This is a genomic window from Microbacterium sp. ZW T2_14 (genome assembly GCF_044987405.1).
Classification (GTDB): Bacteria; Actinomycetota; Actinomycetes; order Actinomycetales; family Microbacteriaceae; genus Microbacterium.
The window spans coordinates 19,623-42,217 of sequence record NZ_JBJDRK010000002.1; the positions used below are offsets into that span (position 1 = coordinate 19,623).

Sequence of the window (22,595 nt, forward strand, 5' to 3'; positions counted from 1 at the left end):
ACCCGGAGATACCACGGATGAGACGCGCCAAGATCGTCGCCACCCTGGGGCCCGCCACGTCGACATATGAGATGGTCCGCGCGATCATCGATGCCGGCGTCGACGTCGCCCGCTTCAATCTGAGCCACGGGGACTACTCGGTCCACGACAACAACTTCGCCAACGTGCGCAAGGCCGCCGACGACGCCGGAAGGGCGGTCGCGATCCTCGTCGACCTGCAGGGTCCGAAGATCCGCCTGGGCAAGTTCGAGAACGGACCGCACGAGCTGGCGGTCGGCGACATCTTCAAGATCACCACCGACGACATCCTCGGCTCCAAGGAGATCGTCGGCACGACGTTCAAGGGTCTCCCGCACGACGTCAAGCCGGGAGACTTCCTGCTGATCGACGACGGCAAGGTGCGCGTGGAGGTCGTCGAGACCAGCGACACCGTCGTCACCACCAAGGTGATCGTCGCGGGTGCCGTCTCGAACAACAAGGGCATCAACCTTCCCGGCGTGGCGGTGAACGTCCCCGCACTGTCGGAGAAGGACGAGGCCGACCTCCGCTGGGGTCTGCGGGCGGGCGCCGATCTCATCGCGCTGTCGTTCGTGCGCGATGCGAAGGACGTCCAGCGCGTCCACGTCATCATGGCCGAGGAGGGGGTCCACGTCCCCGTCATCGCCAAGATCGAGAAGCCGCAGGCGGTAGACAACCTCGAGGAGATCATCGACGCGTTCGACGGCATCATGGTCGCCCGTGGCGACCTCGGCGTCGAGCTGCCGCTCGAGGCGGTGCCGATCGTCCAGAAGCGCGCGGTCGAGCTCTGCCGCCGCATGGCGAAGCCCGTCATCGTCGCGACGCAGATGCTCGAGTCGATGATCGAGAACCCCGTCCCCACCCGCGCCGAGACGAGCGACGTCGCCAACGCCGTGCTCGACGGCGCGGACGCTGTCATGCTCTCGGGCGAGACCAGCGTCGGCAAGTACCCGGTCGGCGTGGTCGAGACCATGGCGCGCATCGTGGACTCCACCGAGGAGCACGGGCTCGAGCGCATCCTGCCGCTCACGACCAAGCCCCGCACGCAGGGTGGCGCGATCACGCTCGCCGCCCTCGAGGTGGCGGAGTTCGTCGACGCGAAGTACCTCTGCATCTTCACCGAATCGGGCGACACCGCACGGCGCATGTCGCGCCTGCGCCCACGCATCCCCATGATCGGCTTCGCCCCCGAGCCGGCGATCCGTCGCCGCATGGCGCTCACGTGGGGCGTGCGCTCGACGCTCGTCGAGCACGTCGCGCACACCGACCTGATGTTCATCCAGGTCGACGACTACCTGCTGTCGAACGACCTGGCCAAGGTCGGCGACAAGGTCGTCGTGATCTCGGGATCCCCTCCCGGAATCATCGGCTCCACGAACGACATCCGCATCCACAAGGTGGGCGATGCGGTGCACGGCAAGGCGCCGATCTACAAGACACGCGACTGACACATCTCTCCCCGGGACGGCTGCGACCACTACTGTGGTCGCAGCCGTCCCGGCTTTTTCGAGAAAGGTGACGCCGATGTTCTTCGGTGACTTCTGGTGGTTCCTGCTGTGGAGCTTCTACTTCATCGCCTACCTGTACGTGGTGATCGTGATCATCACGGACCTGTTCCGCGACGAGAACCTCAACGGCTGGCTCAAGGCGCTGTGGATCATCGCGCTCGTGTTCGTGCCCTTCCTCACCGCCCTCGTCTACATCATCGCCCGCGGCAAGGGCATGGCCGCTCGTGCGCAGGCCGCGCGCGGGGGAGTGGTGCCCGAGTCCGATGACTATCACCCGGCGGCGTCGTCCAGCCCCGCGGAGGACATCGCCAAGGCGAAGGCCCTGCTCGACGCCGGCTCGATCTCGCAGGGCGAGTTCGACGCCCTCAAGAGCAAGGCGCTCGGCAACCAGTACTTCGGCGCCTAGCCCCCAACACCAGAAGAGCGGATGCCTCGGGTCGAGGCATCCGCTCTTCTGTGTGTGCGGCGGGAACGGGCTCAGCTGATCTTCTTGCGATAGATCGACATCGAGATCACGTAGCCGACGATCAGGATGCCGACCAGCCACGCCATCGCCACCCAGATGTCGTTGCCGACGGGCTGACCCGCGAAGAGCGCACGCATCGAGTCGACGATCGAGGTCACCGGCTGGTTCTCGGCGAACCACTGCACGGGCCCGGGCATGCTCTCGGTCGGGACGAACGCGGAGCTGATGAAGGGAAGGAAGATGAGCGGGTACGAGAATGCACTCGCGCCGTCGACCGTCTTCGCCGACAGTCCCGCGATCACCGCGAGCCACGTGAGCGCCAGGGTGAACATGACGAGCATGCCGATGACGCCCAGCCACGCGCCGAACCCGGCACCGGTGCGGAAGCCCATGAGCAGTGCCACGCCGATCACCACGGCCAAGGACACCAGGATCGACACGAGCGAGGTGAGCACGTGCGCCCAGAGCACTCCTGATCGTGCGATCGGGAGGGACTGGAACCGCTCGAAGATGCCGCCCTGCATGTCCAGGAACAGTCGGTAGGCCGTGTAGGCGATACCGGACGCGATCGTGATGAGCAGGATGCCGGGCAGCATGTAGTCGATGTACGACCCCGTCGACAGGGTGCCCGTGTCGATCGCCCCGCCGAAGACGTAGACGAACAGCAGCATCAGGGCGATCGGCGTGACCGCGGTGGTGATGATGGTGTCGGGGCTGCGCAGGATGTGGCGCAGCGACCGGCTGGTCAGGACCGCGGTGTCGCGGATGGTGTGAGCGGTCATCGTCCTTCCTTCCGTTTCGTGGAGGCGCCGGTCTCGGCGGCTCCGGGTTCTGCGGGCTCTTCCTCGCCGGTGAGGGCGAAGAAGACGTCCTCCAGGCTCGGCTGCTTCTCGACGTACTCGACCTTGGCGGGCGGCAGCAGCTGCTTGAGCTCCTGCAGCGAGCCGTTCACAATGATCCGTCCCTTATGCAGGATCGCGATGCGGTCGGCGAGCTGCTCGGCCTCGTCGAGATACTGCGTGGTCAGCAGCACGGTGGTGCCGGCGCGGGTGAGCTCGCGAACGGCCTCCCAGACCTCGATGCGCGCGGCCGGGTCGAGACCCGTCGTGGGCTCGTCCAGGAAGATCACCGGCGGGTTGCCGATGAGGCTCATGGCGATGTCGAGCCGGCGACGCATGCCGCCGGAATAGGTCGCCGCGCGGCGCGAGCCCGCCTCGGTGAGCGAGAACCGCGCGAGGAGCGCGTCCGCGATCCCACCGGGATCCGGCAGGTGACGCAGCTGCGCGATGAGCACGAGGTTCTCCCGCCCGCTGAGCACCTCGTCCACGGCGGCGAACTGGCCCGTGAGGCTGACCGTCTCGCGCACCTTCTGCGCCTGGGTCGCGACGTCGAAGCCGCCGACGGCTGCGGTTCCGGCATCCGCTTTCAACAGCGTCGCGAGGATGCGCACGACCGTGGTCTTCCCGGCCCCGTTCGACCCGAGGAGCGCGAAGATGCTTCCGCGCGCCACCTCGAAGTCGACGCCGCGCAGCACGTGCAGGTCCTTGTAGGACTTCTCCAGCCCGTGAACCTTGATGGCGGTATCGGTGGTCATTTCTCCTCGCCCTTCTCTGCCTCGTCGATCGCCTTGTTGAGGCGCGCGCGCTCCTTGTCGATCCACTGCTTGCCGGCGTACGCGGCGGTGAACTCCTCGGCGAACGTCGACGGCTCGTCGCCGACGATGTCGCGCACCGGCGTGCCGTCGGCGGCCGCGCGCTCCCACAGGTCGGCGGAGTCGCCGAGCATCTGCATCATCGTGTCGCCGTCGGTCATCCCGCCGGAGTACATGAAGTACCGATCCAGCGCCTTCGCGGCTGCGCGGTAGGGCTCGGGGAGAGCCTCGATGCGCGCCTTGTACTGGCGGTACTGCTTCTTCTGCTCGAGCGATCCGGTGACGATTTCGTACCACTTGGCGGCCATGATCAGTCCTCTTCCTCGGGGGTGGGGTTGTTGTCTGCGTTCTGGTGGTGGAGCTGTTCGATGCGTTCTGCGAGGAAGCTCCACGTCCTCCAGAACTCCGCGAGCTGCTCGCGGCCATGCGTGTTGAGGGAGTACACCTTGCGGGGCGGTCCCTTCTCCGACGGCACCTTCTCGACGTCGACGAGGCCACGCTGCTCGACCCTGACCAGCAGGGCGTACACGGTGCCCTCGGCGATGTCGGAGAAGCCCTGGTCGCGCAGCCACGAGGTGATCTCGTACCCGTAGGCGGATCGGCCGGAGAGGATCGCGAGCACGATGCCCTCCAGCGTGCCCTTGAGCATCTCGGTCTCCTGCTTGCCCATCGCGCACCTCCTTGATCTACTCAGTGTTGTTGACTACTGGTAGACGGTAACACTAAGTACCGGTACTTAGCAACACCGAATACCGAACTTTCTCGCGGTCCCCGGAAACGCAGAAGAGCGGATGCCTCGAATCGAGGCATCCGCTCTTCTGGATGTTCATTCGTGCCGGTGGTGGGAGTCGAACCCACACGCCCTTGCGGGCAACCGAGTTTGAGTCGGTCGCGTCTGCCATTCCGCCACACCGGCCCGCGCGGCATGCCGCGCGTCCGCGAACGACCATACCGTAGGATTCAATGGTGACTGAGCAGGAGCAGACCGCCGCATCGACGGCATCCACCCCCCGTCGAGTCGTCGTTGCGGAGGACGAGTCGCTCATCCGGCTCGACATCGTCGAGATCCTCCGCGACAACGGATTCGACGTCGTGGGAGAGGCCGGAGACGGTGAGACGGCGGTGGCCCTGGCCACCGAGCTGCGTCCCGATCTCGTGATCATGGACGTGAAGATGCCGCAGCTCGACGGCATCTCCGCCGCTGAGAAGCTCAGCAAGAACCACATCGCCCCCGTCGTGCTGCTCACCGCCTTCAGCCAGAAGGAGCTCGTCGAGCGCGCCAGCGAGGCCGGCGCCCTGGCTTACGTCGTCAAGCCGTTCACGCCGAACGACCTGCTGCCCGCGATCGAGATCGCCCTCGCCCGCTATGAGCAGATCATCACGCTCGAGGCCGAGGTCGCCGACATGGTCGAGCGCTTCGAGACCCGCAAGCTCGTCGACCGTGCCAAGGGCCTCCTCAACGAGAAGATGGGCCTCTCCGAGCCCGAGGCGTTCCGCTGGATCCAGAAGGCGTCGATGGACCGTCGCCTCACCATGCAGGATGTCGCGAAGGCGATCATCGAGCAGCTGGCCCCCAAGAAGGGCTGACCGCCCTCCGACTTCCAGAAGCGGATGCCTCCACCGGAGGCATCCGCTTCTCGTTTCGGCAGGCTCAACGACCGGGCGCGGGCAGATCCTTGATGTGGTTCGTGATGCGCACCGTGGAACAGCGGCGACCCTCGTCATCGGTCACGACGATCTCGTGCACGGTGAGGCTCCGGCCGAGATGGATCGGCGTGCACACCCCCGTGACGTAGCCGGAGGTCGCCGAACGCGTATGCGTGGCATTGATGTCGACCCCCACGGCGAGCCGACCGGGGCCGGCATGGAAGTTCGCGTGCATCGAACCGAGCGACTCACCGAGCACCACATAGGCGCCGCCGTGGAACAGCCCGACCGGCTGCGTGTTGCCCTCGACCGGCATGCGGGCCACAGCGCGATCCGGTGTGAATTCGAGCCACTCGAAGCCCATCTTCTCGGCAAGAGCGCCGATCCCACGGCCCAGCGCCCACTCGATTCCTTCGACGGCCGCGGGGGAGTGGTCGGGCATGGCTCACCTTCGGATCGGGGCGGCAGTGGGGCGCTGCGACGCGGAAATCTACTGTCGTCCGCCCTGACTAGGCTTGCAGGGTGACGGACTCCGCAAAGCCTACCCTTCTCGTCGTGGACGGCCATTCGCTGGCATATCGGGCGTTCTACGCCCTCCCGGTCGACAACTTCTCGACGAAGGACGGGCAGCACACGAACGGGATCTACGGGTTCCTGGCGATGCTGATCAACCTGATCAAGGCCGAGAAGCCCACGCACCTCGCCGTGGCGTTCGACACGTCGCGCCAGTCCTTCCGCACCCGCGAGTACACCGAGTACAAGGCCAATCGCTCCGAGACGCCGTCCGAGTTCAAGGGGCAGATCCCGCTCCTGCAGGACTGCCTCGCCGCGATGAGCATCCGGGTACTCCAGCAGGAAGACATCGAGGCCGACGACATCCTCGCCACGCTCGCCGTGCAGGGCGTCGAACAGGGGTTCCGCGTGCTGGTGTGCTCGGGCGACCGTGACACCATCCAGCTGGTCAACGACGACGTCGTCCTGCTCTATCCCAACGTGCAGGGCGTCTCGCAGCTCAAGCGCTACGACCGCGCCGCTGTCATCGAGCGCTACGGGGTGCCGCCCGAGATGTACCCCGATGTGGCGGCGCTCGTCGGCGAGACGAGCGACAACCTGCCGGGCGTCCCGAAGGTCGGGGAGAAGACCGCCGTGAAGTGGCTGAACCAGTTCGGCTCGCTGGACGCCCTCCTCGACGGCGCCGACGCCATCAAGGGCGTCGTCGGCGGCAACCTGCGCGACCACGTCGAGGACGTCCGCCGCAACCGTCGCCTGAACCGGCTGATGACCGACGTCGAGCTGCCACTCGGCCCCGGAGACCTCGAAGTCCAGCCGATGGACGCGCAGGCCGTGCGCGACATCTTCTCGCGGCTCGAGTTCAAGACCCTGATCCCGCGCGTCGCCGAGCTCGCGGGGATCGAACAGCAGATGGCGGCCGTCAGCTCCGCCGCCGCCGAGCTCGCGCCGGTCGCGGCAGAGCTCGCCCCGGAAGAGTTCGCTGCCTGGATCGAGGGCCAGACCGGTGAGCTCGGCGTGACGATCGCGGTCGAGGGCGGGCTTCCCGCGCGCATCGGTGTGGCCACCGGGGCGGCGGCGGCCGAGGCATCCTGGACTCCCGAGCTCGCCGCCGCACTCGAGCCGTGGCTCGCCTCCGACGCACCGAAGGCGTTCGCCGACGCGAAGCCGCAGGTGAAGGCACTGCGCCGCGCCGGCCTGCGCGTGGGCGGGCTGGCTTTCGACGTGATCATCGCCGGCTGGCTGCTGCGTCCGAGCTTCCCCGACAAGACGCTCGCCGACCTGGTCGACCGCTACCTGGACGAGAAGCTGCCCGAGGCCGATCCGTCGCAGCTCGTGCCGGAGACGGAGGGCGCCACCACCGGCCAGCTCTCGTGGTACCTCATGCGGGTCGTCGCTGCCGTCAGGGCGGAGCTGCCCGACAGCGTCGCGGCGGTGCTCACCGACATCGAGCTGCCGACACTGCACACCCTCGCCGACATGGAGCTCGCCGGCGTCGCGGTCTCGCACGAGCGGCTGTCGCAGTTCTCCGGTGAGCTCGGCATCCGCGCGGACGCGCTGGCGCAGGCGGCGTACACGGCGATCGGCCGCGAGGTGAACCTCGGCTCGCCGAAGCAGCTGCAGGAGGTGCTGTTCGAAGAGCTGCAGCTGCCGAAGACGCGCAAGACCAAGACGGGCTACTCGACGGATGCCGCGGTCCTCGCCGATCTGCAGGAGTCCAACCCGCATCCGTTCCTCGACCTGCTGCTCCAGCACCGCGAGGCGACCAAGCTGCGTCAGATCATCGAGTCCCTCGACAGCGCCATCGGCGGCGACCGCACGAGCGGCGCCGACGGCCGCATCCACACCACGTACGTCCAGACCGGCAGCCAGACCGGGCGGCTGTCGAGCACCGATCCGAACCTGCAGAACATCCCCATCCGCACGGAGGAGAGCCGCCGCATCCGCTCCGCGTTCATGGTGGGCGAGGGCTACGAGACGCTCCTCACCGCCGACTACTCGCAGATCGAGATGCGCATCATGGCGCACCTCTCGGAGGACCCCGGTCTGATCGAGGCGTTCAACTCCGGCGAGGACACGCACCGCTTCGTCGGGTCGCGGGTGTTCGGAGTCGCTCCGGAAGACGTCACCCCCGCGATGCGCACGAAGGTCAAGGCGATGTCGTACGGCCTCGTCTACGGGCTGTCGGCGTTCGGGCTCTCCAAGCAGCTGCGCATCGATCAGGCGGAGGCGAAGCAGCTCATGATGGAGTACTTCGCCCGCTTCGGCGCCGTGCGCGACTACCTCCGCTCGTCGGTGGAGCAGGCGCGGATCGACGGCTACACCGAGACGATCTTCGGCCGCCGCCGCCCGTTCCCCGATCTGGCCAGCCCGAACCGGGTACTTCGTGAGAACGCCGAGCGTGCCGCGCTCAACGCCCCCATCCAGGGCAGCGCCGCCGACATCATGAAGATCGCGCTCTTCCACATCCACGACGACTTCGCCGCCCAGCAGCTGCGCTCGCGGGTGCTGCTGCAGATCCACGACGAGCTCGTCATCGAAGTGGCACCGGGGGAGTGGGATGCCGCGGAGCACGTCGTCCGCACCCGCATGGGCGGCGCGGCGCAGCTCTCGGTGCCCCTCGACGTCCAGATCGGCCGCGGCGACGATTGGAACGCGGCCGGCCACTGATCACGCGGGCTCGCCGGGCCCCGGCGGAACCCGGCGCCTCGTTTGTCGGCACCGCGTCTCATGCCTAGGCTCGGATCCATGACAGACGAAACCCGCACGCCCACGCAGATCGACAAGATCGCAGATGCATGGGTCGACACGCTCGCCGAACTCGAGCCGACGCTCGCGACGTACATCGGCCGGTCCGAGTACAACGATCGGTTCGGCGACTACAGCCCCGCCGGCCAGGAGGCGCTCGCCGACGAAGGCCGCAAGACGCTCGCCGCTCTCGAGGCCGCCGACACCGCCGACGACGTCGATGTCGTGACGAAGGATGACATCTCGCGCGAGATCCGCCTCGCCCTGGATCTGCACGATGCGAAGTGGCATCTGCGCGACATCAACGTGATCGCCTCCCACGCACAGGACATCCGCTCCGCGTTCGACCTCATGCCGACGGCGACCGCCGACGACTGGTCGGTCATCGCCACGCGCCTCGGTGCCGTCTCCGGCGCCGTCGACGGCTACGTCGCGACGCTGCGCGAGGGGATCTCGCAGGGCGTCGTCCCCGCGCGTCGCCAGGTGACCGAAGTCGCGACGCAGATCGCCCGCTACACGGCGGACGGCGGCTTCTTCGCGACGTTCGCCGCGGAAGCCGCGCCGGCAGAGGGTCAGCTCCCGGCCTCGCTCGCCCGCGACCTCGCCGACAACGCCAACGCGGCGCGCGTCGCCTACGACGAGCTCGCCTCGTTCCTGACCGGCGAGCTCGCGCCAGCGGCGAGTGAGGAGGACGCGGTCGGCCGCGAGCTGTACGCACTGCACTCGCGGCGGTTCCTCGGTGCCACGATCGACCTCGACGAGACCTACGACTGGGGCGTCGAAGAGCTCGCGCGCATGGTGGCGGAGCAGGAGTCGATCGCGAACGAGATCAAGGCCGGCGCCTCGGTCGAAGAGGCCGTCGCCTTCCTGGAGCAGGACACCAGTCGCAAGCTGTACGGCACCGACGCCCTCCAGAAGTGGATGCAGGAGACGAGCGACCGTGCGGTCGCCGAGCTCGGCAAGACGCACTTCGACATCGCCGAGCCCATCCGCAAGCTCGAGTGCATGATCGCGCCCACCAAGGAAGGCGGGATCTACTACACCGGCCCGACCGACGACTTCTCCCGCCCCGGCCGCATGTGGTGGTCGGTGCCTGAGGGCGTCGAGGAGTTCGACACCTGGCGCGAGCTCACCACGGTGTACCACGAGGGCGTCCCGGGCCATCACCTCCAGATCGCCCAGGCCGTGTACAACCGCGCGCAGCTGAACACCTACCGTCGCCTGCTCGGTGGCACTTCGGGTCACGCGGAGGGCTGGGCGCTGTACGCCGAGCGCCTCATGGAGCAGCTCGGCTACCTCTCCGATCCCGCCGACCGGCTCGGGATGCTGGACGGTCAGCGCATGCGCGCCGCCCGCGTCGTGCTCGACATCGGCGTGCACCTCGGCAAGCAGCGCCCCGACGGCCAGGGACCCTGGGACGCCGACTTCGCGCTGGACTTCATGCTGCGCAACGTCAACATGCCCGACGAGTTCGTGAAGTTCGAGGTCAACCGCTACCTCGGCTGGCCCGGACAGGCCCCGTCGTACAAGGTCGGCCAGCGCATCTGGGAGCAGCTGCGCGACGAGGTCGCCGAGCGCGAGGGCGACGCCTTCTCGATCAAGCAGTTCCACAAGCGCGCCCTCGACATCGGAGGCGTCGGACTGGACACCCTCCGCATGGCGCTCTCGCGCTGAGGCTGCGTCCCGGTCGTTGAGCGAGCGGGGAACGAGCGAGACGAAACGCACTACCCCCGGCGCAGCCCGTGGGCCCGATGCGCTTCGTCTCGGTCGCCGGCGCTCCCTCGCTCAACGACCGGAATCAGCGCTGCCCAGCAGCGCCATGACTTCGGCGTCGCTCGTCTGCCGGAAGTCGTCGTAGTACTCGCCGACCGCCCAGAAGTCCGATTCCCGGTGCGGGCACACGAACTCGTCGACGGCGTCCGGCGGCGGGGCGAACCTCTCCGGCGCGACCGGTACCGCCAGCACGACGCGCTCGGGGTCGCGTGCGCGCACCGCCCGGCACGCCGCCACGGCGCTGGCGCCCGTCGCGACGCCGTCGTCGACGATGAGCGCGGTGCGCCCGGTGACATCCCGTCCCCGCGAGCCGTACGCGTCCATCCGCCGCGCCAGCTCGTCACGCTCCGCCGCTTCCACCCGTTCCAGGTCCTTCGACGACATCCCGGCCCAGCGCAGCGCGTCGGGCGTCACGATGCGCACGCCGTCGGCGATCGCACCGACGGCGAACTCCTCGTGGCCGGCCGCCCCGAGCTTGCGCACCACCACCGCATCGAGCTCCAGACCGAGCGCGTCGGCCACCACGGCGGCGACCACGACGCCGCCGCGGGCGATGCCCAGGACGACGGCATCCGTCCCACGCCATTCCTGGAGCGCTGCCGCGAGCACCCGCCCGGCCGCCCGGCGATCTGCGAAGAGGGCCATCCCTCCACGCTACGCTCGCGTCGTGCCTGCGTCTGGGGAATGCCGTGACCGCCGAACGGGTTCATGCGAGTGAATAGAAGGAGCAGGCCATGACCTCGATCGACCCCGCCACTCTCGAACTGGGCCTCGACACGTTCGGCGATCTGACCCGCGACGCCGACGGCGAACTCGTCAGCGGCGCGCAGACCATCCGCAACGTCGTCGACCAGGCGGTGCTCGCGGACCGCGTCGGACTGTCGTTCTTCGGCGTGGGGGAGCACCACCGGCGCGAGTTCGCGGTCTCCAGCCCCGAGATCGTGCTGGCCGCTGCCGCCGCGCGCACGGAGCGGATCCATCTGGGAACGGCGGTCACCGTGCTGTCGAGCGATGATCCGGTGCGCGTGTTCGAGCGATTCTCGACGCTCGATGCGGTGTCGAACGGTCGCGCCGAGGTGATCCTCGGGCGCGGATCGTTCATCGAGTCCTTCCCACTGTTCGGCTATGAGCTGCGCGACTACGAGGCGCTCTTCGACGAGAAGCTGGATCTCTTCTCCCAGCTGCTGACCGAGAAGCCGGTGACGTGGAGCGGCACGATGCGCGCCTCCCTCGACGCGGCCGACGTCTTCCCGAAGACCGAGAACGGGCTCCGCGCGTGGGTCGGCGTCGGCGGGACACCGGAGTCGGCGGTGCGCGCGGCACGATACGGCTACGGGCTCATGCTCGCCATCATCGGCGGTCCTTCCGCGCGCTTCCGGCCTTTCGCCGACCTCTACCGTCGCTCGCTCGACACCTTCGACCAGCCGCCGCTTCCCGTCGGGGTGCACTCGCCCGGGCATATCGCCGAGACCGACCAGCAGGCGTGGGACGAGGCGTACGAGGGCTTCGAGGCGATGAACAACTCCATCGGCCGCGAGCGCGGCTGGCCGACCTACAACCGGCTCCGCTTCCAGCACGACGTCGGCCCCGAGGGTGCACTGTACGTGGGCTCACCGGAGACGGTCGCCCGAAAGATCGCCGACACGATCCAGACGCTGGGGGCATCGCGCTTCGACATGAAGTTCTCCACCGGCACGCTCTCGCACGAGAAGATGCTCCGATCCATCGAGCTCTTCGGCACCGAGGTGGCCCCGCGCGTCCGCGACATGCTGTCGTAGCGCCCACGGAGGCTCCGGCATCCGTAGCATGACGCTATGACGGATGCCGCCACCCGCGCGTCGACGCTCTCGGAGCGCCTCGACCGCCTGCCGTTCACCCGCATGCACCTGCGCGTGCTCACCGGCTCAGGACTCGGCTGGGCTCTGGACGCGATGGACGTGGGCCTGATCTCGTTCGTGATCGCCGCGCTGGCCGCTCAATGGGACCTGGTGCCGAGCGAGACGGCGTGGATCGCGTCGATCGGCTTCGTCGGCATGGCCGTGGGCGCGAGTGTCGGCGGGCTCCTGGCCGATCGCTTCGGGCGGCGCCAGGTCTTCGCCCTCACGCTGCTGCTGTACGGACTGGCGACGGGCGCGAGCGCGCTGGTCGGCGGGCTGGCGGCCCTCCTGGTGCTGCGCTTCCTGGTCGGACTGGGGCTGGGCGCTGAGCTGCCGGTCGCGAGCACCTACGTCAGCGAGTTCGCGCCCGCCCGCATACGCGGCCGGCTCATCGTGATCCTCGAGGCGTTCTGGGCCGTCGGCTGGACGCTTGCCGCGCTGATCGGCTACTTCGTGATCCCGGCGTCTGAGAGTGGCTGGCGCTGGGCCTTCGCGCTCGGGGCGATCCCGGCCGCCTATGCGCTCATCGTGCGGTGGGGCCTGCCCGAGTCCGCCCGTTGGCTGGAGCGACGGGGCCGCTTCGGCGAGGCCGAGGCCGTGGTCCGCACCTTCGAGGCGTCGGCAGGATCGTCCGCGGCGACGTCAGCACCGGAGCGCGCCGACGTGCCGCCCGCCGCGGCGACATCGCTCGGCCGGCGCTTAGGCGCGCTGTGGGCGCGGGAGTTCCGCGTGCGGACGGCGTGCCTCTGGCTCGTGTGGTTCTGCGTCAACTTCTCCTACTACGGCGCATTCATCTGGATCCCGTCGATCCTCGTGGCCCAGGGGTACGACCTGGTGCGCTCGTTCGGTTTCACCCTGGTGATCACGCTCGCTCAGCTGCCGGGCTACGCCGTCGCCGCGTGGCTGATCGAGGTGTGGGGCCGCCGGCTGACGCTCTCGGTCTTCCTGGTCGGCTCTGCCGTGTCGGCGGTCTTCTTCGGCACCGCCGCTGTGCCGGGCGCGATCATCGCGGCCGGCATGGCCCTGTCGTTCTTCAACCTGGGGGCGTGGGGGGCGCTGTACGCCGTCAGTCCCGAGATGTACCCGACCTCGCTGCGGGCGACCGGCACCGGATGGGCAGCGGGTGTCGGGCGCATCGCCTCGATCGTCGCGCCGTTGGTCGTGCCGGCGCTGCTGCTGGCGGGCGGAGCGCCGGTGCTCTTCGTCGTCTTCGCCGTGTTCTTCGCCATCGCCGCGGCGGCCGCCTGGGGGCTCGTCGACCGCCGCGGCGCGGCGCTCGACGACCGGTGACGGTGGCGGGACGCTCGCTGGACCGGTCGTAGGCTGGAGCCCGTGGCATCTGTTCGGTACGTCGCGATCGGCGACTCCTTCACCGAGGGCGTGGGCGACGAGCTCCCTGACGGGCACGTGCGCGGCTGGGCCGATCTCGTCGCGCAGGGCTGGGCGGATGCCCTGGGCGCGCCGATCGAGTACGCCAACCTCGCGATCCGCGGCAAGCTGGTCTGGCCCATCGTCGAACAGCAGCTCGAGCCGGCGCTGGCCCTGAATCCGACCCACCTGTCGTTCAACGGCGGCGGAAACGACATGCTGCGTCCGCGCACGAGTGTCGCGCACGTCATCACCGCCTTCGAGACCGTGCTGCGTCGCTGCGACGAAGAGGGCGTGCGCCTCATCGTGCTGTCGGGCGCGAACCCCACCGCGCAGCTGCCGCTGCGGCGCGTCATCCAGCGGCGCGGCGACCTCCTCTCGTACGCCGTAGAGGCCCGTCTCGCATCGCGCACCGACGTCGTGCAGGCGTACAACTGGTTCGACGCGGAGCTCGCCACCCCGCCCTACTGGTCGGAGGACCGTCTGCATATGAACTCGCGCGGTCATCACCGCGTCGCTGCGCGCGTGCTCGACGCGCTCGGTCTGGAGCCGCCGCCGGACTGGTGGTCACTGCCGCCGCTGCCCCCCATGGGCGCGCGCGGTGCGGCCTACTACCGCGAGCATGTCGGCCCCTGGGTGCGTCGGCGCCTCACCGGCACGTCCTCCGGCGACGGCCGTGAGCCGAAGTTCGGTCAGTGGAGCGACGTCTCTCCTGCGGCGCGATGAGCAGCGCCAAGCGGGCTTCTCGTCACGCCGCGCCGCGAACCGCGTAGGTCAGCTCGGCGAAGGCACCGGCCTGGCGCACCGCGGTCAGCTCGAGGCGGTCCGGGCCCAGGTTGCGGGGGAGCAGCGGCTTGCCCGAGGACAGGGTGGCGGGCGCAATGGACACGCGGATCTCGTCCAGCAGGCCGGCGTCGGCGAATTGACCGGCGAGGTCGCCGCCGCCGACGACCCAGACGTCGCCGTCGCCCGCCGACTCCCGGATCTGCGGCCAGACGTCACGGATGTCTCCGGCCGCGAAGCGGATGTCGACGCCCGGTACCACCGGCTGCTTCCTGCGTGAGAACACCCACGTCGGACGACTGCCGTAGTAGGCGGGCCACTTCTCGGGATGGGCCACGAGGTCTTCGTGCTCCAGCACCCATCGATACGTGGACGAGCCCTGCACCAGCACGCCGATTCCGGACAGGAAGCGCTGGAAGTCTTGGTCGCCGCCCTCTCCGCCCGGCGCGGCGAAGAGCCATTCGAGCGAGTCGTCGTCGTCTGCGAGGAAGCCGTTCAGTGTCGTGGCGGTGTAGAAGATCACACGAGGCATGCGGCTCACCGTAGTCCCCGCCTCCGACAGAGGCTTGACGCCTATTCAACCTCAGGGTATTGTACTGATCGGTTGAACATGGAGGAGAGATGACAGACGCACTGAGCCTGACATTCTCGGCCCTCGCCGATCCCACGCGCCGCGCGATCCTCGCGCGGCTCAGCGAGGGCGAGGCGACGGTCGGACAGCTTGCCGAGCCCTTCGACATGACGTTCGCCGCGGTGTCCAAGCACCTGCGGGTCCTCGAAGGGGCGGGGCTGGTCACGCGAGGCCGCAACGCCCAATTCCGGCCGGCTCGGCTCGACCCGCGACCCTTGGCCGCGGCATCCGATTGGATCGGCGGCTACGCGCAGTTCTGGGACGACAGTCTCGGCGCGCTCGACCAGTACCTCAACGCCCTGCAGCAGCTGGGCGCACCGACAGGCGGCACTGCCGCACCCCTCGAGAAGGAGAACGACCATGACTGAGTACTTCACCGTCACGCGCACCCTGCACGCACCCCGCGAACTGGTGTTCGAGGCGCTCACCAAGCCCGAGCACTTCGCCGTGTGGTTCGGCACGGCGGCCGTCGAGGTGCCGCAGGACAGCCTGACGATGGAGGTGCGCCCCGGCGGCGCCTTCCGCGCCGTCATGCTGCTGCCCGACGGCAACCGGATCGACTGGGCGGGGGAGTACCAGGTCGTCGATCCGCCGTCGCACCTCGCGATGACGCTGACCGACCAGCCCGGCGATGACACCGGCCTGCCCGTGCTGTTCGATCTCGAAGAGACGGGCGACGGCACGGTGCTCACCATCCGCCAGGACCGCAGCGACTTCACCGACGAGCAGGTCGCGGCGACGATCGCCGGCTACAACGCGTTCATCGACGACATCGAGGATGTCCTGGAGACGCTGCAGACCGCTTGACAGCCGGCCTCCCCGCGGGCGATCAGCCGCCGCGGCGGCGCGGCGCCCGCGGGGGATCCATACCGAGCCGGATGCGGGTGCGCTTGCGTTCGATCACGATGAACACGCTGCCGATGAGCCACAACGGCACCTGCATGAGGAACGCGATGCGGAACGCGTCGAGGTTGTAGGTGGCGGGCGTGCCGGCACCCTGCAGGTCGAGCGCCAGCCCGATGAGCAGGATCGCGAGCAGCGCAGCAAGGAAGCCGCCGGCGTTCGTCACCCCGGTCGCGGTGCTGAGCCGGTGGGACGGGTTGTGCGTACGCGCGTGGTCGAACGCGATCATCGACGCCGGGCCGCCGGTGGCGAGGGCGACCGCGAGCGCCAGAAGAAGCCACAGCGGCGCAGGCCCCGGATACGCGATCACGGCGAGCCAGGCGACCGCCTGCACCGCCACCGTCGGCAGCACGAGCGCACGGGAGCGGAGGTGCGGCACCCGCCGTGAGATCTCGCCCATGACCGGTCCCAGCGCCATGCCCACCACGACGTACAGCGACATGATCGACGCGGCCTGCGCGGTCGTGCGCCCCTCGCCCGCGGTGAGGAACGGCATGCCCCACAGCAGCACGAACGCGGTTCCGGCGAACGGCGTCGTGAAGTGCGACCAGAAGGCGAGACGGGTGCCGGGGTGCGCCCAGGCGGCACGGATGCCGACCCCGGTGTCGACCGAGGACGTCACGACCCGGATCGCACCGGTGTCGGTGTCGACCGACACGTCCTCGTCGCGGTCCGGCGGATGGTTGCGGATCAGGACGAACACGAGGATCCCGAACAGCACGCCGAGCCCCGCGATGCTGCCGAAGGTGATCGTCCAGGATGTCGCGTGGAGCAGTGCGGCGAGGGGGATGAGCGCGACGAGCTGGCCCGATTGGCCCACGATGCCGGTGAGCTGCACCATGATCGGTCCGCGCTGCGCCGGGAACCAGGTGGCGATGAGGCGCAGCACGCCCGGGAAGATCGCCGCGTCACCGGCGCCCAACAGCATCCGGGCGAGGATGGCGACACCGACGCTGGGCGACACGGCCATCGTGAGCTGTCCCACCGCCATCAGCAGCATCCCGACCGTCATGATCGGCCGCGCCCCGTAGCGGTCCAGAAGCACGCCGACCGGGATCTGCATGCCGCCGTAGACGGCGAGCTGCACGACGGCGAACAGCGAGAGGGTGGCTGCGTCGGCGTCGAAGCGGGCCGCCGCCTCGACGCCGACCGCACTCAGCGAGGAGCGGTTCGTGATCGCGAGGACGTATGCCGCGACGCCGACCGTCCAGATCGCCCACGCCCGCAGTCCCGGCCCCGCCGCGCGAGAGCGGGACGGAATGATCACCGTTCCACAGTAGTCACCGGGATCAGCCCCGGTTCGCGCTCAGTTCTGGAACTCGTAGCGCACGCTGCCGTCGTCGGGCATGACGATCACTCGACCGTCCCGCAGGTTCCACCCGTCGTTGAGGAAGAAGATGCGACCCCCGCTCACCACGAGCAGCCGCAGGCCGGTGTAGCGGAACAGCGGCGCCTCGGGGGTGCCCTCCGTCGCGCCGACGACGCCCCCGCCCGCGATCGAGAGTGCCGCATCGCTGTACACGGTCGCCCGCGGAAGTGTCTCGATGTTGCCCTCATAGCCGGCCGCCAGCCCTTGACCGACGGCCTCCGCGTAGTCCGCCGTCCCCCAGAAGAGCAGCAGCGTCACCAGGATGGTCACGAACGTCGTCTCCAGGACCCGCCGACGGCGCACCGGCGAAGCCGTCGCCGCCGCGCGGGCGTACCGGTGGATCCGCATTCCCCACGCGGCGAAGAGCACGCAGCCGGCGATCACATAGGGATGAAGTGGCAGCGCGGCATCCGGCGCAGTGAGGGCGATGACGAAGAGCACGACCGCACCCGTGGTGCCGGCGATGATGACGATCAGCGCCCCGCGGCGGATCGCCGGGATCGCCCTTCCGGCATCGACGGCGGCGCGAAGCATCTGGTCGAGCGCGTACCATCCGATGGCCACGATGGTGAGCAGCGTGAGGGGCAGGAAGAGCGAATTGATGCTGCGCAGCATGTAGTCCTGCGGGGAGTAGCCGAACAGGCTGACGTCAAGGCCCATGGCCTTGGCTTGCGCGTTGGAGCGCGCCCAGCCGAAGTAGAGCAGCAGCGCGGCGGCGATCGTCACCGGCGGGCCGACGGCCGAGATCGCCTTGAGCGTGCGCGACCACGGATCCAGCGCCGTATCGGGGGACTCGGGCGGCTTCCGCACCTCGTCTGTCGACGACATCAGGGCACCGTGGGTGTGGGTGTGGGCGTGGGCTCGCCGGGGTCTCCGGGCTCGGTGGGAGTCGGGTCGGCGTCGGATGGACCGCACTGGTCCTCGAGATGTTCGTAGGTCACCGTACCCACCAGGTCGCCGGCCGCGGTGCGCGCCTCGATCGTCGAGACCTCTTGTGGCTCGCGCACAGGCATCTCGAAGTACAGGTGCTCGCGCTCGCCGACGGTGAGACTCACGTCCGCACCGTCCACCGTCAGGACGGTCGTGGGCAGCAGCCGCGCGTCGAGCACGAACCACCGACTGTCGCACGACCCGCTCCCGCCCGACGGCTCCTGCTGCTGGACGCCGTAGAGCTCCTGCTTGCATGCCGTTCCCTCCTCGGGAGCGGTGCTGATGTGCTGCAGCGCAGGGTGCTGAGCGTGGAATTCGACCGCTCGCTGCAGCATCCGGTACACGGCCTCGGCGTGGCATCCGTCCGCCGGGGGTTCGGATGCCTCCCGGAGGGCTGCCACCTGCGCCTGCGCCTGCGCCCAGTCGGCGGCGTCCCCGCTCGCCACCGCCGTGCACATCGCCGCGGCCGCGGACCAGAGCGGCGCGCCGGAGCCGTCCGCGACCGCGGCGTCCAGACCGGCGCAATCACCGTCACGCAGCAGCAGATACCAGCTCTGCTGAGGCGGATCACCCGGCGAGGCGGGACCCGCCGGCACCCAGGGGAGTACCGGGTCGGATCCGCCCGCTTCATCGGGGCCCGCAGGACCCACGGGTCCGGCCGAACCGGAGCCCGGCACCCCGGTGTTCTGCTCGCTTCCGGAGTCGCTCCCGGCCGGCCCGCCCGGCCCGCAGGCGGAGAGAGCGATCGCGGCGACGAGAATCCCGGCGACGGCGATGGCACGCATGGTGCCGCGGCGTGTACGGCGCGAGACGCTGGCCCACGGTGCCACGGTCCGCTCCTGTCCGCAGGAGAGCGTCGCGCGCTCCGGGCGGTGCACGCCACGGCCTCTCGTCTCTGAGAAGGAACGAAATGCCGGCGAGGTGATACATAGGGCGTCTGTCAAGCCCCTCATCCAACACCCGGTGATGCGGAAGGGTAGCCCTGGGACCACGCGTCCCGGAACAGGGGAGGGCTGATCGCCGCGCCCCGGAAAGGACACCTCGCATGAGTATCGGAGCAGGCATCGCCCTCTTCGCGATCGGAGCGATCCTCGCGTTCGCAGTGAACGTCGAAGTCGAATGGGTGAATCTCGACATGATCGGCTACATCCTCATGGGTGCCGGAGCCGTCATCTTCATCGTCGGAATCGTTCTGCTGGCGCGCCGCCGCCGGTCGGACTCGGTGACTCGCACCGCCGTCGACCCGAATGTCAACGAGCAGGTCACGCGCCGGAGCACGAGCACGACGGACGACGCCGCCGGACTCTGACGGACACGCTGACCGCGGGCGCTATGGCGCGCCCGCGGTCAGTGCTGTGGGCCCCCAGCGTCGGCAGACGTGGGCTCGAGCTGTGCCCGAAGGCCGGCGATCCCATGAAGCTCGACATCGCCGCCCAAGCGCCGGGCGTGGTCGGACCGAACAGACTCCCAGCGCTCCCGTGACATGACGTAGCGATTGTGAGGGACGGCGACGCCTTCGCGGGCGACGTGGAACGCGCCGTCCCGGTCGTACCCCACGCGTTCCGAGACGGCGTTCGATGCGCCGTTGTCGGCGAACGCGCCCGACATCGCTTCCTGGGCATCCAGCCCCTCGAAGGCCAGATGCAGAGCCAGCATCCGCATTCTGGTTCCGATTCCGCGCCCCTGGTGCGCGCGGCCCAGCCACGATCCCGTCGTGACGTTCCGCAGCGCCGGCCAGTCCTCCGCGGTGAGTCCCTGGACTCCCACAGGTGTCCCCGCCTCCACCACCGCCAACTCGAGGACGAAGGCAGTAGGGGAGATCCGATTGCGGATTCCCCACTGGTAGGCCAACACGCTGCGCGCCACCTCGTCGGCCGAGCCGCGCGACCACGGGCGCTGGAACGGCATCATGTCGGGGTCATGGATGCCGCGTCCCGCCAGTTCCGAGAGCTCGACGAGCAGGTCGTCATCGATCCAGCGAAGTTCGAGGTCGCCGGCACGCACTCGGACGGCAGAAGCGGGCCAGAGACGGGCGAGGGCGTCGGACTGCGGCATCCCGGAAGTCTGCCAGATGCGCGTCTCTTGGCGTACCGCGACGTGACACCGGCGGCGGAGCTGCCGCCGCGCTCTGGAAAGGCACTGTTGGCCGTTGCGAAAGCGCTTTCCGACTGCTTGAATCGTTCCACCAATTGTGCGTCACCGCCGACGCGCTTCGTCACGAAGCCGTGGCGGCACCGGAATGAGAGAGAAGCGACAGTGAGAACCTTTACTCGAACGGCCATCACGAGCGCTTGTGTCTTCGGACTCGTTCTGTCAGCCGGTGCGGCCCATGCGGGCACGCAGAAGCCGGAAGAGGAGTCTGTACGATCGGTGCTCGCCGTGCTGGACGGGATGGTCGGCGAGCACTCCCACAAGTTCTTCGTGTCTCCGGCCGGCAGCGACAGCAACCCCGGTTCGAAGGGCGCGCCGTTCAAGACGCTGCTCCGAGCGCAGGAGGCGGCATCCGCCGGCGACGTCGTATACATTCGCGGCGGGGTCTACGACGAGTTCGAGATCACCGAGACGGACAACGTTCATGAAGACGTCTATCACTACGTGAACCCGATCTCCAAGAGCGATATCACCTACATGGCCTACCCCGGCGACTCGCGACCGGTGTTCGACTTCAGCAACGTGCCTACCGACCAGCGCGTCGCCGGCTTCTACATCGAGACCGACGTGACCGACGTCAACTTCGTCGGCTTCGACGTGACGGGCGTGAAGGTCGGTGCTCAGAAGCAGTCTGAGGCGTTCCGCATCGCCGGCGGTGCGAACTTCGTGAACATGGCCGCGTACGGCAACGAGGCCAACGGCTTCTACTACACACTCGAAGGCACCGGCGCCGTGATCGACTCCGACGCGTACGACAACGTCGGGCCGACCGCGACGGCGGCGTCGAACACCGATGGCTTCGGAGCGCACGCGAAGAATGTCTGGTACATCGACTCCCGGGCCTGGAACAACAGCGACGACGGCTTCGATAGCGTCAGCTCAGCAGGCCGTGTCGCGTACGTCGGATCCTGGTCGTTCGACCATCACGGCAACCAAGACCACATCGGCGATCAGAACGGCTTCAAGGTCGGCGGGTACGCGTACCGTACGACGGGCCTGCCCGACCCGATTCCCCTGCACACCGTGATCGACTCGCTGAGCGTCGACAACGGAGGCAACAACTTCTACGCGAATCACCAGCCCGGGCAGGCGGCGTACTGGATCAACAACACCGCGACCGACCCCGGCTACGGCTCGAACTACAACATGCTCGAGCGCGTGAGCCCGGCGAGCCCCGACAACATCGCCGGATTCCGCGAGGTGCTGCACGGCAACCTCGCCTACGAGGGCCTGACGACGTCGAACAACGACACCGCGCCGGAGAACGAGACGAACAACTCGTGGACGATCGGGGAAGGGCTGAGCTTCACCGATGACGACTTCGTCAGCGTCGATCGCACGCAACTGACCGCTCCTCGTCAGCTCGACGGCGGCCTGCCCGAGGTCGACTACCTCGAGCCGGTAGACGGAAGTGCGGCGGCCGAGCACGGTCTGGGATACCTCGCCAACGAGGATGCCCCGTTCGCGACGCTCAGCGAGCTCGTGACCGCGTACACGCAGTCTGGCGACATTTCGAGCGGCGTGCTCACCGACGCGCTGCAGAGCGAACTGCAGCGGCACCGCACCAGCCAGTTCGTGAAGATCGTCAACACCGCCGCGAACGACCAGATCAGCGACTACGCCGTCGACACGCTCACCCTGGTGGCGGCAGCGCTGACGTAATCCAGCCAGTGTCAGCAGCAGCTCAGCCGGTCGGCTACCTCAGTCTCCGTTGGCGTTCTCGTCACGGCGTGGTCGGCGCCGGAAGCCCGCGGCCGCAAGGGTTGCGACGCCGGCGATAGCCAGAACGAGGGCGAAGGGCCAAAGCCCGAACATCGGGAGACAGGGCTGCCACGCCTTCGATGCCCACGATCGAGGCGGCGGCCAAGCAGACGGTGGTGGCGAGAGGCGAAAGTTCGGCCGGTAGACCACCGGACACCGCACGCGCGATCATATACTCACGCTTGCCAATACTATCGACTAGCGTTAGTATGGCGACGTGATCCAGTCTTTCGCGGACGAGCCGACGCGCAAGGTCTGGGCGCGCGAGCATGTCCGGCAATTAGGGTCGGAACTGCAACGCGCCGCACAGAAGAAGCTTCGACTGCTCAACGCAGCCGAGACGATCAACGACCTGCGGATCCCGCCGGGCAACCGGCTCGAGAAGCTGGCCGGCGACCGCGACGGACAACACTCGATTCGCATCAACGACCAGTACCGCATCTGCTTCGTCTGGACATCTGCCGGTCCAACCGACGTCCAGATCATCGACTACCACTGAGG

24 protein-coding genes and 1 tRNA gene are annotated in these 22,595 nt (G+C 68.6%); 13 read left to right on the plus strand and 12 right to left on the minus strand.

The genetic code is table 11. From position 1 onward, the window contains the following. The first annotated feature begins 17 nt into the window (after positions 1 to 17). Both pyk and ACI3KY_RS01020 read left to right on the plus strand, forming a co-directional pair. Positions 18 to 1,466: a pyruvate kinase gene (gene pyk, locus ACI3KY_RS01015; protein ID WP_404928343.1), complete on the plus strand. Its 1,449-nt coding sequence runs from the start codon at positions 18 to 20 to the stop codon at positions 1,464 to 1,466. A 76-nt stretch (positions 1,467 to 1,542) separates the two neighbouring features. Further along, on the plus strand, positions 1,543 to 1,932 hold the full coding sequence (locus tag ACI3KY_RS01020; protein ID WP_194415457.1) for an SHOCT domain-containing protein: 390 nt from the start codon (positions 1,543 to 1,545) through the stop codon (positions 1,930 to 1,932). A gap of 71 nt (positions 1,933 to 2,003) precedes the next feature. Here ACI3KY_RS01020 and ACI3KY_RS01025 read toward each other — a convergent pair whose 3' ends face one another. The 5 genes from ACI3KY_RS01025 to ACI3KY_RS01045 all read right to left on the minus strand — a co-directional run bounded on the left by ACI3KY_RS01025 (position 2,004) and on the right by ACI3KY_RS01045 (position 4,559). Continuing rightward, positions 2,004 to 2,774 carry an ABC transporter permease gene (locus ACI3KY_RS01025; protein WP_404928344.1) on the minus strand — a complete coding sequence of 257 codons (771 nt, stop codon included), beginning with the start codon at positions 2,772 to 2,774 and terminating at the stop codon, positions 2,004 to 2,006. After that, positions 2,771 to 3,586 carry an ABC transporter ATP-binding protein gene (locus tag ACI3KY_RS01030; protein WP_404928345.1) on the minus strand — a complete coding sequence of 272 codons (816 nt, stop codon included), beginning with the start codon at positions 3,584 to 3,586 and terminating at the stop codon, positions 2,771 to 2,773. Before ACI3KY_RS01030 ends, ACI3KY_RS01025 begins: the two co-directional genes overlap by 4 nt. Next, positions 3,583 to 3,951, minus strand: coding sequence for a DUF1048 domain-containing protein (locus ACI3KY_RS01035; RefSeq protein WP_404928346.1), 369 nt, complete (start codon positions 3,949 to 3,951; stop codon positions 3,583 to 3,585). Before ACI3KY_RS01035 ends, ACI3KY_RS01030 begins: the two co-directional genes overlap by 4 nt. Positions 3,952 to 3,953: 2 nt before the next feature. Then, positions 3,954 to 4,313 (minus strand): PadR family transcriptional regulator, encoded by a 360-nt coding sequence (locus ACI3KY_RS01040; protein WP_404928347.1) that lies wholly within the window; start codon positions 4,311 to 4,313, stop codon positions 3,954 to 3,956. Positions 4,314 to 4,476: 163 nt separating this feature from the next. Beyond that, positions 4,477 to 4,559: transfer RNA gene (locus ACI3KY_RS01045), tRNA-Leu, on the minus strand. Between the two features lie 47 nt (positions 4,560 to 4,606). On the opposite strand from ACI3KY_RS01045, the gene ACI3KY_RS01050 reads away from it, so the two are divergent. Continuing rightward, positions 4,607 to 5,230 (plus strand): ANTAR domain-containing response regulator, encoded by a 624-nt coding sequence (locus ACI3KY_RS01050; protein ID WP_109209425.1) that lies wholly within the window; start codon positions 4,607 to 4,609, stop codon positions 5,228 to 5,230. A 64-nt stretch (positions 5,231 to 5,294) separates the two neighbouring features. Here ACI3KY_RS01050 and ACI3KY_RS01055 read toward each other — a convergent pair whose 3' ends face one another. Beyond that, complete coding sequence (locus ACI3KY_RS01055; protein ID WP_404928348.1) at positions 5,295 to 5,732, minus strand: PaaI family thioesterase; 438 nt, start codon at positions 5,730 to 5,732, stop codon at positions 5,295 to 5,297. An 80-nt stretch (positions 5,733 to 5,812) separates the two neighbouring features. On the opposite strand from ACI3KY_RS01055, the gene polA reads away from it, so the two are divergent. Together polA and ACI3KY_RS01065 are read left to right on the plus strand one after the other, a co-directional pair. Beyond that, positions 5,813 to 8,470: a DNA polymerase I gene (gene polA, locus ACI3KY_RS01060; protein ID WP_404928349.1), complete on the plus strand. Its 2,658-nt coding sequence runs from the start codon at positions 5,813 to 5,815 to the stop codon at positions 8,468 to 8,470. A gap of 78 nt (positions 8,471 to 8,548) precedes the next feature. Then, positions 8,549 to 10,222 carry a DUF885 domain-containing protein gene (locus tag ACI3KY_RS01065; RefSeq protein WP_404928350.1) on the plus strand — a complete coding sequence of 558 codons (1,674 nt, stop codon included), beginning with the start codon at positions 8,549 to 8,551 and terminating at the stop codon, positions 10,220 to 10,222. Positions 10,223 to 10,333: 111 nt separating this feature from the next. On the opposite strand, the gene ACI3KY_RS01070 is transcribed toward ACI3KY_RS01065, so the two are convergent. Further along, positions 10,334 to 10,966: a phosphoribosyltransferase gene (locus ACI3KY_RS01070; RefSeq protein WP_404928351.1), complete on the minus strand. Its 633-nt coding sequence runs from the start codon at positions 10,964 to 10,966 to the stop codon at positions 10,334 to 10,336. 89 nt (positions 10,967 to 11,055) lie between these two features. Between ACI3KY_RS01070 and ACI3KY_RS01075 the strand changes: the two genes are divergently transcribed. The 3 genes from ACI3KY_RS01075 to ACI3KY_RS01085 are packed head-to-tail and all read left to right on the plus strand — an operon-like array spanning position 11,056 to position 14,292. After that, positions 11,056 to 12,099: an LLM class flavin-dependent oxidoreductase gene (locus ACI3KY_RS01075; protein WP_404928352.1), complete on the plus strand. Its 1,044-nt coding sequence runs from the start codon at positions 11,056 to 11,058 to the stop codon at positions 12,097 to 12,099. Between the two features lie 36 nt (positions 12,100 to 12,135). Then, entirely contained in the window at positions 12,136 to 13,488 is a 1,353-nt protein-coding gene (locus ACI3KY_RS01080) for an MFS transporter (RefSeq protein WP_404928353.1), read from the plus strand. Between the two features lie 42 nt (positions 13,489 to 13,530). Continuing rightward, complete coding sequence (locus ACI3KY_RS01085) at positions 13,531 to 14,292, plus strand: SGNH/GDSL hydrolase family protein (RefSeq protein WP_404928354.1); 762 nt, start codon at positions 13,531 to 13,533, stop codon at positions 14,290 to 14,292. Positions 14,293 to 14,314: 22 nt separating this feature from the next. Here the strand turns inward: ACI3KY_RS01085 and ACI3KY_RS01090 are convergent, their stop codons facing one another. After that, entirely contained in the window at positions 14,315 to 14,881 is a 567-nt protein-coding gene (locus ACI3KY_RS01090; protein WP_404928355.1) for a dihydrofolate reductase family protein, read from the minus strand. Between the two features lie 89 nt (positions 14,882 to 14,970). Between ACI3KY_RS01090 and ACI3KY_RS01095 the strand changes: the two genes are divergently transcribed. Next, positions 14,971 to 15,348, plus strand: coding sequence for an ArsR/SmtB family transcription factor (locus ACI3KY_RS01095; RefSeq protein WP_404928356.1), 378 nt, complete (start codon positions 14,971 to 14,973; stop codon positions 15,346 to 15,348). Then, positions 15,341 to 15,787: an SRPBCC domain-containing protein gene (locus tag ACI3KY_RS01100; protein ID WP_404928357.1), complete on the plus strand. Its 447-nt coding sequence runs from the start codon at positions 15,341 to 15,343 to the stop codon at positions 15,785 to 15,787. The genes ACI3KY_RS01095 and ACI3KY_RS01100 overlap by 8 nt, the downstream gene beginning before the upstream one ends. A 22-nt stretch (positions 15,788 to 15,809) precedes the next feature. Here ACI3KY_RS01100 and ACI3KY_RS01105 read toward each other — a convergent pair whose 3' ends face one another. The 3 genes from ACI3KY_RS01105 to ACI3KY_RS01115 are packed head-to-tail and all read right to left on the minus strand — an operon-like array spanning position 15,810 to position 19,012. Then, entirely contained in the window at positions 15,810 to 17,144 is a 1,335-nt protein-coding gene (locus ACI3KY_RS01105) for a nitrate/nitrite transporter (RefSeq protein ID WP_404928459.1), read from the minus strand. A 45-nt stretch (positions 17,145 to 17,189) separates the two neighbouring features. After that, the gene (locus ACI3KY_RS01110; protein ID WP_404928358.1) at positions 17,190 to 18,080 is read right to left on the minus strand and encodes a hypothetical protein; all 891 of its coding nucleotides are present in this window, start codon (positions 18,078 to 18,080) and stop codon (positions 17,190 to 17,192) included. Continuing rightward, on the minus strand, positions 18,080 to 19,012 hold the full coding sequence (locus tag ACI3KY_RS01115; protein ID WP_404928359.1) for a hypothetical protein: 933 nt from the start codon (positions 19,010 to 19,012) through the stop codon (positions 18,080 to 18,082). Before ACI3KY_RS01115 ends, ACI3KY_RS01110 begins: the two co-directional genes overlap by 1 nt. Positions 19,013 to 19,227: 215 nt before the next feature. On the opposite strand from ACI3KY_RS01115, the gene ACI3KY_RS01120 reads away from it, so the two are divergent. Beyond that, on the plus strand, positions 19,228 to 19,491 hold the full coding sequence (locus ACI3KY_RS01120) for a DUF6458 family protein (protein WP_404928360.1): 264 nt from the start codon (positions 19,228 to 19,230) through the stop codon (positions 19,489 to 19,491). A 38-nt stretch (positions 19,492 to 19,529) separates the two neighbouring features. Here ACI3KY_RS01120 and ACI3KY_RS01125 read toward each other — a convergent pair whose 3' ends face one another. Beyond that, positions 19,530 to 20,237 (minus strand): GNAT family N-acetyltransferase, encoded by a 708-nt coding sequence (locus tag ACI3KY_RS01125; RefSeq protein ID WP_404928361.1) that lies wholly within the window; start codon positions 20,235 to 20,237, stop codon positions 19,530 to 19,532. Positions 20,238 to 20,552: 315 nt separating this feature from the next. Here ACI3KY_RS01125 and ACI3KY_RS01130 point away from each other — a divergent pair, with 315 nt between their 5' ends. Beyond that, entirely contained in the window at positions 20,553 to 21,995 is a 1,443-nt protein-coding gene (locus ACI3KY_RS01130; RefSeq protein WP_404928362.1) for a right-handed parallel beta-helix repeat-containing protein, read from the plus strand. A 316-nt stretch (positions 21,996 to 22,311) separates the two neighbouring features. Further along, positions 22,312 to 22,593: a type II toxin-antitoxin system RelE/ParE family toxin gene (locus tag ACI3KY_RS01135; RefSeq protein ID WP_404928363.1), complete on the plus strand. Its 282-nt coding sequence runs from the start codon at positions 22,312 to 22,314 to the stop codon at positions 22,591 to 22,593. Positions 22,594 to 22,595: the final 2 nt, after the last annotated feature.

Coding starts and splice junctions, on each gene's coding strand:
- ACI3KY_RS01080 (WP_404928353.1), top strand. CDS start 12,136: ATGACGGATGCCGCCACCCGCGCGTCGACGCTCTCGGAGCGCCTCGAC.
- ACI3KY_RS01110 (WP_404928358.1), bottom strand. CDS start 18,080: ATGTCGTCGACAGACGAGGTGCGGAAGCCGCCCGAGTCCCCCGATACG.
- ACI3KY_RS01065 (WP_404928350.1), top strand. CDS start 8,549: ATGACAGACGAAACCCGCACGCCCACGCAGATCGACAAGATCGCAGAT.
- ACI3KY_RS01020 (WP_194415457.1), top strand. CDS start 1,543: ATGTTCTTCGGTGACTTCTGGTGGTTCCTGCTGTGGAGCTTCTACTTC.
- ACI3KY_RS01070 (WP_404928351.1), bottom strand. CDS start 10,966: ATGGCCCTCTTCGCAGATCGCCGGGCGGCCGGGCGGGTGCTCGCGGCA.
- ACI3KY_RS01095 (WP_404928356.1), top strand. CDS start 14,971: ATGACAGACGCACTGAGCCTGACATTCTCGGCCCTCGCCGATCCCACG.
- ACI3KY_RS01120 (WP_404928360.1), top strand. CDS start 19,228: ATGAGTATCGGAGCAGGCATCGCCCTCTTCGCGATCGGAGCGATCCTC.
- ACI3KY_RS01040 (WP_404928347.1), bottom strand. CDS start 4,313: ATGGGCAAGCAGGAGACCGAGATGCTCAAGGGCACGCTGGAGGGCATC.
- ACI3KY_RS01055 (WP_404928348.1), bottom strand. CDS start 5,732: ATGCCCGACCACTCCCCCGCGGCCGTCGAAGGAATCGAGTGGGCGCTG.
- ACI3KY_RS01035 (WP_404928346.1), bottom strand. CDS start 3,951: ATGGCCGCCAAGTGGTACGAAATCGTCACCGGATCGCTCGAGCAGAAG.
- ACI3KY_RS01025 (WP_404928344.1), bottom strand. CDS start 2,774: ATGACCGCTCACACCATCCGCGACACCGCGGTCCTGACCAGCCGGTCG.
- ACI3KY_RS01030 (WP_404928345.1), bottom strand. CDS start 3,586: ATGACCACCGATACCGCCATCAAGGTTCACGGGCTGGAGAAGTCCTAC.
- ACI3KY_RS01090 (WP_404928355.1), bottom strand. CDS start 14,881: ATGCCTCGTGTGATCTTCTACACCGCCACGACACTGAACGGCTTCCTC.
- ACI3KY_RS01100 (WP_404928357.1), top strand. CDS start 15,341: ATGACTGAGTACTTCACCGTCACGCGCACCCTGCACGCACCCCGCGAA.
- ACI3KY_RS01075 (WP_404928352.1), top strand. CDS start 11,056: ATGACCTCGATCGACCCCGCCACTCTCGAACTGGGCCTCGACACGTTC.
- ACI3KY_RS01050 (WP_109209425.1), top strand. CDS start 4,607: ATGGTGACTGAGCAGGAGCAGACCGCCGCATCGACGGCATCCACCCCC.
- ACI3KY_RS01125 (WP_404928361.1), bottom strand. CDS start 20,237: ATGCCGCAGTCCGACGCCCTCGCCCGTCTCTGGCCCGCTTCTGCCGTC.
- pyk (WP_404928343.1), top strand. CDS start 18: ATGAGACGCGCCAAGATCGTCGCCACCCTGGGGCCCGCCACGTCGACA.